This is a genomic window from Bacillus sp. AFS031507, from assembly GCF_002584635.1.
Taxonomy (GTDB): Bacteria; Bacillota; Bacilli; order Bacillales; family Cytobacillaceae; genus Neobacillus.
In genome coordinates this window covers 264,568-280,918 of sequence record NZ_NUOW01000001.1, presented here as the reverse complement: position 1 = coordinate 280,918, position 16,351 = coordinate 264,568, and the positions used below count along the sequence as shown (strand labels likewise).

Here is a 16,351-nt window from a genome sequence, read left to right as displayed (position 1 = left end):
AAAAACAAGAAAAAGAGCATGGCACTTGTCTTGGTTTTAGGATTAAGTGCTTCATTCGTATTAACTGGCTGTTCAAACAGTGATTCTGCCAGTTCCGAGAAAAAAGCAGATGCTGCCTTTCATAAAACAGGTTTACCGATTGTCGACAAACAGGTTACATTAAACATTGTTTCACCAAAAGCAGCTCTTGCACCTGACTATTCGAAAATGGTCATTTTTGACCGACTTCAAAAAGCAACGAACGTTCAAATTAAATGGAATAATATCCCTGGAGATGGATATCAAGAAAAGAAAAATTTAATGCTGGCAAGCGGTGACCTGCCAGATGCGTTCTATTCGTCAGGCTTTTCTGATCATGATCTCGCCCAATATGGTCAGAACGGCACAATTATCCCATTAGAGGATTTAATCGATAAATATGCACCAAATTTAAAGAAACTATTTGAAGAGAGACCAGAGTTGAAAAAGGTTGTAACCGCACCAGATGGGCATATTTATTCCCTTCCGCGTGCTGAGGAAATGGATCTAATCGGTATGCCAAATATTATGTTCATCAACAAAGCATGGTTAGATAAGCTTGGCCTAAAAATGCCGACAACATTAGAGGAATACCATGATGTGTTAAAAGCATTTAAAGAAAAGGATCCGAACGGAAACGGTAAGAAAGATGAAATTGGGTTGACTTTCTGGTATAACGGCTGGTGCGGTAATGAAGGAGATTTAATTGGTTTATTCGGAGTGCCGGATGCTCCATTTGAAGCTGACCACCGTATTGTAAGAGATGGAAAAGTCCTTTATGCAGCGGTTCAGCCAGAGTTTAAAGAAGCAATTAATTATTATAACAGCTGGGTAAAAGAAGGTTTAATTGACCCTGAGGTCGTAACCCAAAAGACGGAGCAGCTGTTTGCCAAAGGGAAAACGCAGAATCCAACACTTGGCTCTTTCATTTGGTGGGAAAATACGGAAGTAGTTGGACCAGATCGAGTGAAAGATTACGTGGTATTACCTCCATTAAAAGGGAAAGATGGCAAAGTTGTGATTGGGCGTTCAAACTATTCTGAGTATGGAAGAGATGCCTTTGTGATTACCTCAGCAAACAAGAATCCTGAGATTACGATGCGCTGGGTTGACCAATTATATGAGCCAAAAATGTCAGCACAAATTAACTGGGGCCCAATTGGTGAAATTTACGAGGAAGATGCGAATGGCATGTTAGTGAATAAAGAGCTTCCAGCAGGCGTAGCAATGGGTGAATTACGTCAAAAGGTTGCTCCGGGCGGTCCGTTTGTAGTCTTAAAGGAGCACTTTGGCAAAGTGGTAGACATGGAGCCAAGAGCGAAAGAAAGATTACAAATTCTTGACCAGTATTATAAACCGCATATGGTACAAGAAAACTATCCAGCGATCTTCTTTAGCCCTGAAGAGCTTGAAGTGATTAATACGATTGAGCCGGAAATTAAAGCCTTTGTGAAGCAAAAAGAAGCGCAATGGTTGGTCGAGGGCGGAATTGAAAAAGAATGGGATGCGTATGTGAAGCAATTAAATGATATGGGTCTTGATAAATTAATGAAAGTTTACCAAAAAGGATTAGACCGCTATAACAAACAATAATCCCAATATAAAGCCAGATATCCTTTCTCGTCTGGCTTTTCTTTTCAAAAAATAAGAAATAGGATGATGTACATGTTTGATGTCACGGCTTTAGGAGAAGTTTTAATTGATTTCACACCCTCCGGTCATTCGGAAAAGGGCCATGTATTATTTGAAACAAACCCTGGCGGGGCACCGGCCAATGTCCTAGTGGCACTCTCCAGATTAAATAAGAAAACGGCGTTTATTGGAAAAGTGGGGCACGATCAATTTGGTCATATTCTCAAGGGTGTCTTAGAAGACCAAAAGATTGATACAAGCAATCTTTTATTCTCGGAAACAGTCAATACAACACTAGCTTTTGTTCATTTAGATGAAACAGGGGATCGTTCCTTTAGTTTTTATCGAAATCCAGGAGCAGATATCATGCTGGAGAAAAATGAAATTGATGAAGATACTATCAAACAGTCCCGTATCTTTCATTTCGGTTCTTTATCGTTAACAAATGAACCAGTAGCCACTGCCACTTTTACCGCATTGGAATATGCAAAAAAGCATAATGTAACGATTTCCTATGATCCGAATTTGCGAACTCCTTTGTGGAGGTCACTTGATGAAGCAAAGCGGCAGATTTTAAAGGGATTTGAATATGCTGACATCGTTAAAATTTCAGAGGAGGAACTGGAATTTTTAACCGGCTATCGTGAGGTCATAAAGGGCACGGAAGTTTTACAGGAACAATTTGGTACAGCTGTAATATTTGTCACGTTAGGGCCAGAAGGCTGTTTTTACCGAAGCATACAAGGATATGCCAGTAAAAAAGGGTATCAAGTAAACGTTGTCGATACAACGGGAGCGGGAGATGCCTTTGTTGGCGGTGTATTATATCAAATTCTTGAAAGGAAAAAACCGTTAGCTCATTTAACTGCATCAGAATTTGAAGAAATGGTCACTTTTGCTAATGCAGTTGGTGCCCTAACGACAGAAGGGAAAGGTGGAATTCCCAGTATTCCAACCATCGACCAGGTTGAAAGGTTTTTAAAAAAAAGCTTTGTTAAAGGCTAGTGTTGATTTTGGGTGGAGGGTAAAAGTCTGTGCCGGTTTTATATAGATAGATTAGTTTTTATATATTAACAATATTCGATAAACTGTGGAAAGGAAATAAAATCAATGGTTTTGGGGACTGTATCAGCTTTACAGGAGACTATAGATGAATTTCGCCAGAGTATGTACGAATTAGCAAAGAAGAAGGGCATTTCTGATCCACGTGTAATAAAAATTAGTCAGCAATTAGATGGAAAAATCATCATGTTGCAAAAAATCATATACCATTCTCAATCTTTATCAACAGCAAAGACTCTTTATTATGATGAACAAGATTGAGCCTGTAAATATTACTCATAGTAAATAGTTTAACTGAAATAATCAACAGCAAACCTTAACAAAGCCTAAAAAAAGAGTTCCTGAGAAAGGAAGAGTGTAAGAAATGAATAATAACGTCCTGGAAAAAAAACAGTATTATACAGAAAAATACCGTCCGCAGTATCACTTCTCACCGGAGCGCCAATGGATGAATGACCCGAATGGGATGGTGTATTATAACGGAGAATATCATTTATTCTATCAATATCATCCCAATGGAACGACATGGGGTCCGATGCATTGGGGGCATGCGGTAAGTAAAGATCTTGTTCACTGGGAACACCTCCCAATTGGTTTGGCTCCCGATGAGCATGGAACGATTTTTTCGGGTAGTGCAGTCGTGGATTGGAACGACACAAGCGGTTTCTTTGAAGGGAAATCAGGGTTAGTGGCAATTTTCACCCATGCGGATACATACCCTGATTCTAATCGTCCACGACAAAGGCAGAGTCTTGCCTATAGCAAAGACAATGGGCGTACATGGATAAAATATAAGGGGAACCCTGTTCTGCAAGAAGAAAGTATAACAGATTTTCGTGATCCAAAAGTGTTCTGGCACCGTGAAACAAATCAATGGATCATGGTATTAGCCGCAGGTCAAACCGTTAGAATATACACTTCGAAAAATTTACTAGCATGGGAGTTTACGAGTGAATTTGGAGAAGGACATGGCTCACATCAGGGTGTCTGGGAGTGTCCCGACCTTTTTGAATTACCTGTTGATGGGGATTCCAATCAGAAAAAATGGGTGCTATTTGTCAGCATTGGCAATGATCCAAAATATGAAGAAGGATCCAGAACCCAATATTTTATTGGCGATTTTGATGGTAAAACATTTTTCAACCATTACGAACCAAAAAAGACCCTTTGGATTGATCATGGACGCGATAATTATGCGGGCGTTAGCTGGTCCGATGTTCCAGATGAAGACGGAAGAAGGATTTATATTGGCTGGATGAGTAACTGGCAATATGCAAATGTTACTCCTACAATAGAATGGCGAAGTGCGATGACGATTCCTAGAGTTCTTGAGCTTAAGAAAACCGAAGATGGGATTCGACTTGTACAAAACCCGGTTCATGAGTTACAAGATATTCGTGATGGAAAAATATTAATTCAAAACGAAGTGGTTGTACCCGGTAAAAATCTTTTAGAAAATGTGAATAGTAACACATTCGAAATCATTGCCGAGTTTGAAATTGGAACCGCAGCAGAATTTGGGTTCAAGGTTTGCAAGGGAGCCAATGAAGAAACAATTATTGGATTTGACGTAGAAAACCAAACATTATTTGTAGATCGAACAAATACGGGAGAGGCTGCTTTCCATGAGGCCTTCGCAGGAAAACATGAGTGCTATTTACTACCAGAAAATAATAAAATCACCTTACATGTTTTTGTTGATCAGTCGTCTGTAGAGTTATTTGGAAATGATGGAAAGTCAGTCATAACGGACTTGATCTTCCCAAATCAAGAAAATAAGCAATTGGAGCTCTATGTAAAAAATGGAAAAGTTAAGTTACACTCGTTAGAGCTTTATTCGTTAAAATCTACTTGGCGATAATGTAGTGAAAAGGTAATAGGGGGAATGAAATTAATGAATGGTTTAAACAACAGATTATTTAATACCTTTAATACAGTTGTAGATTTATTTCTTTTAAATTTACTATGGGTCATTACTTCGCTCCCCTTAATAACCTTTTTTCCTGCAACAGCAGCCATGTTTGGAGTTATCCGTAAACGAATATTACAAAAAGAAACAGAGGGTATATGGAAGGGCTTTTTTAAAATATTTAAGGAGAATTTTAAACAAAGCTTTATCCTATCAATATTTTGGGGTATACTTGCCCTCTTTTTATTCTTTGATTATCGGCTCATTCATCCAGGAGTCTCTGTTGTCCAACTTATATTTTATATCATCTTAATCATTGGCATTTTGTTGTTTAGTGCGATCTCCATTTATCTTTTTCCAATTATGGTCCATTTTGAACTAAGCTGGAATAACGTTATTCGAAATGCCTTTTTCTTTTCCCTTATGAATCCAGTCTTAACAATTCTTTTATTAATTATTGTTGGGGCGGGGACTTCTCTGTTCTATTTCTATCCCGTTACGATTTTCATCATCGGCAGTTTCTCAGCCTATGCGGTATATTACTTATGTCAAATATGGTTTAATCAGCTGCTAATTATGAAAGGAACGAATTGAGGCGTTGAGTCTATCATCATTCTAGCCTCAAATCTTTTAAGTTTATTTGTAAGCGCACTCACTGAGGAAAGCGGCAATTAAATGTTGGAGGGGGAACAGGGTTGAAGCAAAAGATAAAAAATCAAGGAATATCGATTATGATCATTTTTTCATTAATGATTTCGCTGTTTATGCCCGCTGTTTCTAGTAAAGCGGAAACTAGTGTATCATCCAGTTCGTCTGTTGATGGCGAAAATGAACCATATCGGTCCAAATTTCATTTTTCTCCGGAAAAAAACTGGATGAATGATCCCAACGGCATGGTGTATTACGATGGGGAGTATCATCTGTTTTATCAGCATAATCCTACTGAATCAAAGTGGGGACCGATGTATTGGGGACATGCGGTAAGTAAAGACTTGGTCAATTGGGAATACCTGCCGATCGGTCTTTATCCAGATGAAAAAGGTTTTATCTGGTCAGGGAGTGCAGTTGTGGATTGGAACAATACGACTGGATTCGGAAAAGACTCTAAACCGCCGATGGTTGCTGTATTTACTCAGGAAAAAGGTGGTCATCAGGTTCAAAGTTTAGCTTACAGCAACGATAAGGGCCGTACTTGGACGAAGTATGATGGCAATCCGATTATCCCTATGCCAGAGGGGATTGATGTTTTCCGGGACCCAAAGGTATTTTGGCATGATGAAACAAAAAAGTGGATTATGGTCATTTCAGCTGGTGATCGTGTTTATTTTTATAACTCACCGGATCTGAAAAGTTGGACGAAAGTAAGTGAATTTGGCAACAATGACGGCTCCCATACGGGAACATGGGAATGCCCGGATTTATTTGCCCTTCCGGTTGATGGAGATCCAACTAAGAAGAAGTGGGTATTAGCTGTCAGTATCAGTGAAGGGGCCCCTGCCGGCGGTTCGGGGATGCAGTATTTTATTGGTGATTTTGATGGGAAAACCTTCACCAATGCCAATGATCCGAGTAAAGTCCTATGGGCCGATTATGGGGCTGATTTTTATGCAGCTGTTTCATGGAGTGATGTCCCTGATGGACGCCGTTTATGGCTCGGGTGGATGAATAATTGGAAATATGGGCAGGACATTCCAACATCCTCATTCAGAGGAACGATGTCGACCCCGCGTGAACTTGCCTTATCAACGGTTGAAGGTGAAGGGATTCGTCTTAAACAAAAACCTGCAGCTGAGTTAGAAAGCCTTAGGGGTAATCCACAAGATATCGAAAATAAAGTGATAACTCCGGGAGAAAATCTGCTTTCGAAGTTAACAGGAGATGCCTTTGAGATTACGGCTGAATTTGAATTGAATTCGGCAAAGGCAACTGAGTTTGGTTTGAAAGTTCGAAAAGGGGAAAGCGGGGAGACGAAGATTGGTTATGATATTGGCAGTAAAAAAATATTTGTTGACCGCTCCAATGCTGGTGAATCAGGTTTCAACGGTCAATTTGCCGCAATACATGAAGCACCGTTATCAGCCATTAATCAAACCGTTAAAATCCATCTAATAGTTGACCGGGCATCTGTTGAAGTATTTGGCAATGATGGTCAGGCAGTAATAACAGATCAAATCTTCCCTGATCCTAAAAATCAATCTCTTGAACTTTACACAACCGGCGGGGAAGTACAACTTAAATCATTAATGGTATATGATTTGAACCAAGCTTCTTTTGTTTCAAACATAGACAAAATCGCCGTTGATGGAGGCAGTCTGCGAAATGAGATTGAAAATCCAGATTTTGAGACTGGCAATCTATCAGGATGGACAGAAGCAGGATCCGCATTTGATCATCCAGTATCCAATGTTACAAGCTTCTGGGGTGGTCCTTTTCAGCAACAAGGAACCTACCATGTTTGGGGATTTGCCGGGGCAGCCAATGATGCAAATGCTGATTTTCGCACGGGTGTAATGAAATCTACTGTATTCAAACTTGGCGGGAATGGAATGATTGATTTCCTTGTTGGTGGGGGTCAGGATATAAATAAGCTATATGTTGCCTTAGTTCGGGCTTCAGATGGAAAAGAGCTTTTTAAAGCAACTGGATCCAATACAGAAGCCTATCGAAGAGTCAGTTGGGATGCATCGGAATATATCGGAGAAGCATTGTATATGAAAGTTGTTGACTATCATTCTGGCGGATTTGGGCACATCAATGTCGATGATTTTCATGTTTTTAATAATGACCCGGTAATGACCGACGATATTCAAAATCCGGATTTTGAGACAGGTGATTTAACAGGATGGACAATCGTTGAAGGTGATGCCTTCAGTAATCGGGATGTTACAGACGATAAAGATTGGGGTTGGGGTGGTCCGTTTAATCACCATAACGATTACCATCTATGGGGAGCTAAAGATGGCGGAGACGGACAAACGGGAATTTTAAAATCAGCAAACTTTACCCTGGCAGGTAATGGAGAAATTAATTTCCTTATCGGCGGCGGTAATGACATAGACAAATTATATGTGGCCTTGGTCAGGGCCTCAGATGATAAAGAATTAATCAAAGCAACTAATACCAATTGGAAAGAAAGCGAAGCTTATACTCGGGTAAAGTGGGATGCAGCCAATTACTTGGGGGAAAAAGTCTACATCAAAGTGGTGGACCATGCGACAGGTGGATGGGGCCATATTAACGTAGATGACTTTCATGTAAAAAATACCGGCATCATAGCAAACTGGCCATTGGATGAAGGCAGTGGAACCAAAACAAAAGACTTTGTCAGAGGAAAGGCAGACCCTATTTCCTATGTGTTTACGAAAGCTTTATACAAGCCATCGACCGATCCTTTATGGAGGGATGGGATTCGTAACAAAGCTTTACTGTTCGATGGATATTCTACATGGATTACTAGGCCATCTGATCAGGTTATTAAGTCAGCCGATGCTCTCACCATAGAAGCATGGGTTGCTCCAAGATCTTACGAATGGGGCGATCTCGGCCAATTGTCAGCCATCGTCAATCAACACAATAAAGCTGCAAGCGAAGGCTATATCCTTGGAATGGGCCGGCACGGCAAATGGTCGTTTCAGGCAAGTATCAACGGGGAATGGAAGGAAGTTTGGGCCGCCGAAAACAAACCTCTTGAAAAAAATAAATGGTCGTACATTGTTGCCACATTCGATAAGGCCGAGCAAAAAATGAAGCTTTATTTAAATGGTGAATTGGTTGGGGAGACGGCCACACCAAAAGGGACCATCACACCATCATCAAATGACTTATTAATTGGAAAACATAATAGCGCTGCTCTGATTAACGGGGCTTTCACTGCCAATATGTTTAATGGAATGATGGACGAATTAAAAATGCATAACCTTTCGCTATCAGGGGAAAAAATTAAAGAAAATTATGATTCGTATTTAAGTAGTTTTGAGAATCATAAACTTCCAATACCTGATTTGGCACCAGATCGGAGCAGATATGATGGAGACCGGTACCGGCCGCAATATCATTTTATTGCACCGGAGCATTGGATGAACGAGCCTCATGCTCCGTTCTACTATAATGGGAAATATCACCTATTCTATCAAAATAATCCTCAAGGTCCATATTGGCATCACATTCATTGGGGACATTCTGTAAGTGAGGATATGGTTCATTGGAAGGATGAACCGATAGCTCTTGCACCTGATGGGAACTCCGTTGCGCCTGATGGTGTTTGGTCAGGCGGATCAACTGTTGATGGTAATGGTAATCCGGTGTTATTTTTTACAGCCGGGGATGATAAAAAGGTTCCAAATCAAATGACGGGTCTTGCAACGAGTAAGGATCCCGGGGACCCGGATTTGAAAGAATGGTCCATGTACGAGAAACCAGTTACGGTTCAAGCGCCAAACCTGCCGGCAAAAGAAGGGGAGGTATGGTACGGGCAATTCCGTGATCCGTATGTTTGGAAAGATGGAGATACATGGTACCAGCTTGTTGGTTCTGGTATTAAAGGAGCGGGGGGAACTGCACTTCTTTATACCTCTAAGAACCTGAAAGATTGGGAATACAAAAAGCCGCTGATTGTTGGCAATTATAAGCAAAACCCGAAAACAGGCCAAGTTTGGGAGTTGCCAGTATTCCTGCCATTAGGAAAAGATGCAAAAGGTATTGAAAAATATGTCTTCTTTTTCAACCCTTGGTTTGATGGGTACAGTCCGCACAATGTGAAATATGTATGGTATTGGATCGGAACATGGGATAAAGAAAAACTAGAGTTTGTTCCTGACCATACGGACCCAAAACAATTTGATTACGGGGAACACTTTACAGGACCAAGCGGGATGGTTGATGGAAAAGGACGTTCCATTCTCTTTAGTATTGCACAGGACAGAAGGACGGAGCAGCAGCATTATGATGCCGGCTGGGCTCATAATGCAGGGCTGCCGCTAGAGCTTTCCTTAAACTCAGAAGGCGGGTTGGGAATTAAACCCATTACTGAATTAAGTTCTTTAAGGAAAAAGGAACTTGTTTCAATCAAGAATGAAAATACAGATAAAGCCAATGAATTATTAACAAATGTTAAAGGTGATCTGTTGGAAATTCAACTTGAAATTAATCCAGCCTCTGCAAAACAAGTAGGTCTAAAAGCTAGAAAGTCAGCAAATGGCGAGGAAGAAACATTACTATTCTTTGATGTTGAAAAACAATCACTAAACATTGATCGAAACAAATCCAGTCTCGATCCGGATATCCAAAAAGGGATACAGGGCGGAGAACTTAAGATTGGTAAAGAGAATCTCAAGCTTCATATTTATCTGGACCGGTCCATGATAGAAGCCTATGCGAATGGCAAAAAAAGTATCACATCACGTGTATATCCAACCCTTTCCGATGCACTGGGCCTTGAGTTATGGAGTAATGGCGGAAATGCGAAAGTGGTGTCGATGAAGGTATGGGAAATGGGTTCCGCATACGGGGAAACGGTTCCTGCCTATTGGCCTGAATCAAATGGCGGCGGAGATCCAATTCCAGAAAGTACAGAATTGCCAAATCATGATTTCCAATCAGGTGATTTAACAGGATGGACTGTTGTAGAAGGGAAAGCTTTTAGTAATGAACACGTATCCAAGGCAAACGATTGGGGATGGGGCGGACCGTTTAACCAAGCCTCAGACCGAATCGACCCGGAACGATACCATCTATGGGGGTTTAATGGCGAAAAAGGAGGAGATTCATTGACAGGAGTCTTAAAGTCTGAGAACTTTGTGTTGGGCGGAAACGGAAAAATCGATTTCTTAATTGGCGGCGGAGCTAATATCGATAGACTTTATCTAGCACTGGTACGAGCTTCAGACGGCAAAGAGTTAATGAAGGAAACGGGTGGTAACTGGGAAGCCTATCGAAGAGTTAACTGGGATGCTTCGGATTATATAGGAGAAGAGTTATACATCAAAGTTGTAGACTATGAAACTGGCGGCTGGGGACATATTAATATTGATGATGTAAATGTACCTGTGGCCATAAAAAGGTAAAATCTTACCTTGATAGATAGAATCAAATAACCTAGAATAATCATGTGAAATTCAATATTGCAGGATTGCGACTGGTTAGCAGGCAAGACCTAAAATGAGTTAAGGACAGAATGTACCTTTGTGTATATGTCCTTACCCATTTTAGGTCTTTTTTTGTTATTAAGGTTGAATACACTGCACTAGATAAGGAGTTTTTAAGATGAAAAAGAAGAGGATTATATGGATACGGCTGCTTGTTTTAGCAGTATGCTTCCTGTCGATTACAGGAGTTTTAATCAAAAAACAGGTGAACACCAGATTAGAAACAACCAATATCAATCAAAAGAAGGATCAACCTTTAGACCTGGTGCTTAGTAATCGTGCTCTCCATCAGTGGGGATTTGATGAAGGGGATGGTAACGTCACTCGTGATCATGCTCAATCTGTGTCGTCTGTTATTCATTATGCATTAACATCAGATCCGGAATGGAAAACCGGCATTAGTGGTATAGCATTATTATTTGATGGATATTCCAATTGGCTGGAAATTCCTTCAGAAAAGGTTCATAACCCAGCTGGGTCTATTTCCATTGAAGCATGGGTTGCCCCGAGAGCCTATGAATGGGGCGACAATGGACAGCCCTCCGTGATTATCAATCAACAGGATAAAGGAAATAAACAGGGATTTATGCTCGGAATGGGACGGCATGGATATATCACGTTTCAGCTTGCCATAAACGGGGAATGGCAGGAAATTTGGTCGCCAGAAGGGAAAATTTTGCCGAAAGATCAATGGTCTCATGTTGTTGCACAATTTGATAAAGAAACAACTAAAGTCTCACTTTATTTAAACGGTGTACTCATTCAAGAACAAGCAGTGCCTCCGAATAGTGAGTTTACACCAGCAGCTCATACGCCGTTACTTGTTGGAAAACATAATCAGGCAGTCGCTGTGTCTGAGGTTTTCCAAGTTAATATGTTTAATGGATTAATGGACAATGTTTCCTTATACAACAAAGCATTTAGTAATGAATCAATTAAACGACACTATGAAGAAGCCATTAAAGGCTGGAACAATAAACTGCCGATACCGGATACTTCATTTGATCGAACGGTTTATAAAGGAGACCGCTATCGTCCTAATTATCATTTTACTGCTCCACAGCATTGGATGAATGAACCACATGCACCGATTTATTATAACGGAAAATACCATTTATTTTATCAGTTTAATCCAGCTGGTCCTTTTTGGCATCAGATTCATTGGGGACATGCTACAAGTAAAGACATGATTCATTGGGAAGATAGTCCCGTTGCTTTAAGTCCAACAGAGGGAACTGCAGCAAGAGACGGTGTATGGTCCGGCAGTGCCACATATGATAAGAATGGAGTACCAGTATTATTTTACACAGCAGGACACGATGAAATGAAGCCGAATCAAATGACTGGTATGGCACGGCCAGAAGAGGCAAATGATGTAACCTTAAAACATTGGACCATGAATTCTAACCCTGTAACAGTACAAGAGGAAAATATGGAAACACCAAAAGGAAAGGTATTGTTTGGACAATTTCGTGATCCCTACGTATGGAAAGATGGAGACAAATGGTATCAGCTTGTTGGGTCAGGAGTGGAAAAAGCTGGTGGAACAGCTTTACTCTATAGTTCCAAAGATCTAGAAAACTGGAAGTATGAAAAACCACTTATGATTGGTGATAAAGTGAAATATCCTCGTACAGGAGATGTATGGGAACTCCCATTTTTAGTACCGATTAATAACAAGGAGACTGGTGAACAAAAATATGTATTCATGATTAGTCCTTATTTTATGTCCCCTAGCCCAGATGCTGCCCGCTTTACCTTTTATTGGATTGGGACCTGGGACCCAGAACGGTTGGAGTTTCTCCCTGATCACGAGGATCCTAAAATGTTTGATTATGGTGAACATTTTACAGGAGCACAAGGTTTTACAGATGAAAAAGGACGTACCATCGTAACTAGTATTTTACAAGACAGGCGTTCGGAAAAGGAAAAATATCAATCAGGATGGGCACATGGGACTGGGCTGCCGCTCGAAATCTATTTAAATGATAAGCAAACTCTTGGAATTCGTCCGATTGAAGAGGTGCAGTCACTTCGAAGAGAAGAACTGGCATCCGCCCAAAATGTTACAATGGATGAAGCAAATAAACAGCTTCGAAAAATCAAAAGCGATCAATTCGAAATCGAGTTGGAATTCGATGTTTCCAATACGAAAGCAGCCGGTTTAAAAATATTAAAAGACCCAAATGAACAGGAAGAAACCAGTATTTTTTATGATAATGAAAGGAAAACCATTCATATTGACCGCCAGCGTTCAAGTAAAAATCCTGAAATTGAAAAGGGAATTCAAGGTGGTGCGCTAAACCTTGAAGACGATATCTTAAGGGTACGCCTATTTGTTGATAAATCGATTGTTGAAGCATACGTCAATAATGAAATAAGTATTTCGTCCCGTGTATTTCCAATAATGGATCAATCGAAAGGACTCGAAGTATTTGGAGTGGATGGAGAACCATTTATACGTTTGATGAGGGTATGGAGTATGGCTACAGCCATTGAAGGAGAGAAAGATTAGCCTTACGGGTTTAACTCTATCTAATGAGTTTTGTATTGGTTATATGAAAATATAACTAGTAAATCCTAATGAAATTAAGAGTATATTATCCTATTGTAGGAAAATGTCGAACAGAATATAATGTTCCCTGTAAACAAAATTATGCGGGATTGTGACTGGTAAAGCAGGCAAGACCTAAAGTGTATGAAGGGCGAAGTGTACCTTTTTGGTAGACGTACCCTTGTACATTTTAGGTCTTTTTTTGTTCTCTGAGAAAGGATTTTAACTAGTTTGAATAGACGAAAAATTCTTAACGGACACAATGTTCCCGCGAAAAATGGAGGATTTAGGGGAAATGGAAATGAAAACTCGTAACAAATCGAAATTGAAAAAGCTGGTTTTGACAGCCGTTGTTGCTGTCAATTGCCTGTCCGTAACACAAGCATTTGCAGCGGAAATCAGTTCAGATTACACATCTATCTGGTCACGTCAGCAAGCAGAAAAAGTAACGCCTACTGACAAAACAACAGCACCGAAAATTGATCTTGATTTTGATCTTGTAGCACCTGATCAATGGGTATGGGATACATGGCCATTACAAAATAGAGATGGTTCAATGGCGATTGTCAATGGCTATCGAGTGGCTTTTGCATTGGTAGCACCGCGTTCTTTAGGATGGGGTGAGCGCCATACAGAAGCAAGAATTGGAATGTTCTACTCCAAGAACGGCAAAGATTGGACGTACGCAGGAATCCCTTATGACTATAATAAAGCCTTGGGGCATATGCAATGGGCCGGAACAGCAATGCTTGATGACAATGGAAAAGTTCATTTATTCTATACGGCAACCGGTGAAAAAACAAATTGGGATAACAATGGATGGGATAAAAGAGCCGTACAGCGGATTGCGAAGACAACCTTTGATATTCATACGGATAAAAACGGGGTTCATCTGACCAATGAAGGGAAACATCAAGTCATTCTTGAAGCAGATGGAAAATATTACGAGACACTTGCACAAGCGAATAGTCCGATCATTACGGCATTCCGTGATCCATTCTTCTTCCAGGATCCGAATACAGGCAAAGAGTATATTATCTTCGAAGGACAAGCTGGAAGCGATAGAGACTTTATCAAACCGGAAAATATCGGGGATGAAGAATACCGCAAAACTCATCCCGTTCCTGCAGGAGCCGAATTGTATAACGGTAATATCGGGATCGCAGAAGTACTTGACAAAGACGTAACCAAATTAAAGCTTCTCCCGCCATTGCTTGAGTCGGTTGGAACCAATCACCAGATGGAACGTCCGCACATGGTCGTAAACGGAGATGATTATTATCTATTTACCATCAGCCATACCTTTACGTATGCTCCTGGCCTGACTGGTCCTGATGGTGTCTATGGATTTGTTGGTAAAGGACTGTTCGGCAGCCATAAACCAATGAATGAAAGTGGTCTTGTGATTGCGAATCCAAAGGAAAGCCCTTATCAAGCCTATTCTTGGATGGTTCTTCCAGACCAGCAGGTAATCAGCTTTATTAACGAGCCGAAAGATGAGAACGGTAATGTGAAATTTGGCGGTACATTCGCCCCAACTCTAAAAGTGAAGCTGAATGGCGAAACATCTGAAGTTGTAAAAGAAGGTAAAGCGGGCGAAATTAAACCATTTGGGGCAAATCGCTAATGATAACTCGAAAAGGAGAAAGAAGGATGACCGTTATGAATAAGAAAGCAGTTTCTGCCATCGTCTTGGCGGCGAGTGTTATAGCCTCAACTTTTTCCGGGGTTTCTGTAAAAGCAGAAGACGTAGGGCAAACGACAAATTGGACACGGGAACAGGTCTCAAAAATTGAACTTAATCAAGATAATACCCTGCCTTATACGGATATAAGCAAGCTTAAGAAATTATCACCAGATTATCATATTTGGGACACGTGGCCCCTGTTGGATCGCGATGGAAATATCGCTTCAGTAAAAGGCTGGAAAGTGATGTTTGCCCTGTCCGCTCCAAATAATGTGCTTCCTGGAAAAGTACATGACATTGCAACAATCCGCTATTTTTACTCGAAAAATGGTAAGGATTGGACTCTCGGCGGGACACTTTTCCCAGAAGGAGCTTCATTAGGTTCTCGCGAATGGGCTGGATCTGCCATGGTCGATAATGGGAAAATTCATGCCTTCTATACGGCAACTGGCCATAGAGGGGAAGAGCGATTGACATTTGAGCAGCGCATTGCTGAGGCATCCGGTGATATTATTGCTGATAGCAATGGAGTTCATTTTGAAAATTGGGGCAAACACAAGATCATTTTAGAGCCGGACGGTAAATATTATCAGACGAAGGAACAAGCTCAGCAAGGCGAAGGCGGCGGCTACGCTTTCCGTGATCCGATGTGGTTTAAGGACTCAAAAACCGATAAGGAATATATTTTATTTGAAGGAAATTCAGGCGGTACTGTAGGGGAGCGCACATTTAAACAAGAATATGCCGGAAGTTCCGAGTATACAAGCAATAACCCGGTACCTGCGGGAGCTGTTCATGCCAATGCGAACATTGGTATCGCAGAGGTAGTGGATGGTGATCCTTCTAAACTTAAAATGCTGCCTCCTCTTTTGGAAGCAAATTATGTCAACGAAGAATTGGAACGCCCGCATATTGTAGTAAAAGATAAAAAATATTATCTCTTTACTGACAGCCATATCAATAAATATGCTGAGGGGCTGCAAGGACCTGAAGGGATGTATGGATTTGTTTCTGATACCTTGATTGGTGGTTATCAGCCGCTGAATAAGAGTGGTTTGGTTTTAGCCAATCCTCAAGGAAACCCATACCAAGCGTATTCATGGCTTGTCCTTCCTAATTTGAATGTCGTCGGGTTTGCTCATTTTGGCGATTTAGGCAACATGTCAATTGGTGATGTTGGAAACCAATCACCAGAATTCCAATTTAGCCATTTTGGAGGCACATTGGCGCCAACGATACAGCTATCAATCAAAGGCGACACAACAAAAATAGCAAAAGAGTTAAGCCCTGGCTGGATTAAACAATAAGGAAATGATTTGACCGGTTCCCGCGCTCCAATCGCTCAC

Annotated in this window: 9 protein-coding genes; all 9 read left to right on the top strand. The window is 40.8% G+C overall.

The genetic code is table 11. The features are described from left to right. Positions 1-18: 18 nt before the first annotated feature. The 9 genes from COE25_RS01305 (at position 19) to COE25_RS01265 (ending at position 16,312) form a co-directional block, all read left to right on the top strand. Positions 19-1,611, top strand: a complete 1,593-nt coding sequence (locus tag COE25_RS01305) for an ABC transporter substrate-binding protein (RefSeq protein ID WP_098930569.1) — start codon at positions 19-21, stop codon at positions 1,609-1,611. 72 nt (positions 1,612-1,683) lie between these two features. Then, a complete protein-coding gene (locus COE25_RS01300; RefSeq protein WP_098930318.1) occupies positions 1,684-2,655 on the top strand; it encodes a PfkB family carbohydrate kinase in 972 nt (323 codons plus the stop codon). Between the two features lie 105 nt (positions 2,656-2,760). Continuing rightward, the gene (locus tag COE25_RS01295; RefSeq protein ID WP_098930316.1) at positions 2,761-2,973 is read left to right on the top strand and encodes an aspartyl-phosphate phosphatase Spo0E family protein; all 213 of its coding nucleotides are present in this window, start codon (positions 2,761-2,763) and stop codon (positions 2,971-2,973) included. A gap of 103 nt (positions 2,974-3,076) precedes the next feature. Continuing rightward, on the top strand, positions 3,077-4,573 hold the full coding sequence (locus COE25_RS01290) for a glycoside hydrolase family 32 protein (protein WP_098930314.1): 1,497 nt from the start codon (positions 3,077-3,079) through the stop codon (positions 4,571-4,573). A gap of 33 nt (positions 4,574-4,606) precedes the next feature. Further along, the gene (locus COE25_RS01285) at positions 4,607-5,215 is read left to right on the top strand and encodes a YesL family protein (RefSeq protein WP_180247389.1); all 609 of its coding nucleotides are present in this window, start codon (positions 4,607-4,609) and stop codon (positions 5,213-5,215) included. Between the two features lie 101 nt (positions 5,216-5,316). Beyond that, complete coding sequence (locus COE25_RS31310; protein ID WP_257208672.1) at positions 5,317-10,683, top strand: GH32 C-terminal domain-containing protein; 5,367 nt, start codon at positions 5,317-5,319, stop codon at positions 10,681-10,683. 199 nt (positions 10,684-10,882) lie between these two features. Then, positions 10,883-13,279, top strand: coding sequence for a GH32 C-terminal domain-containing protein (locus tag COE25_RS01275; protein ID WP_098930310.1), 2,397 nt, complete (start codon positions 10,883-10,885; stop codon positions 13,277-13,279). Between the two features lie 340 nt (positions 13,280-13,619). Continuing rightward, positions 13,620-14,945 (top strand): glycoside hydrolase family 68 protein, encoded by a 1,326-nt coding sequence (locus tag COE25_RS01270; protein WP_098930566.1) that lies wholly within the window; start codon positions 13,620-13,622, stop codon positions 14,943-14,945. A 26-nt stretch (positions 14,946-14,971) separates the two neighbouring features. Next, positions 14,972-16,312 carry a glycoside hydrolase family 68 protein gene (locus tag COE25_RS01265; protein ID WP_098930308.1) on the top strand — a complete coding sequence of 447 codons (1,341 nt, stop codon included), beginning with the start codon at positions 14,972-14,974 and terminating at the stop codon, positions 16,310-16,312. The last annotated feature ends 39 nt before the right edge of the window (positions 16,313-16,351 follow it).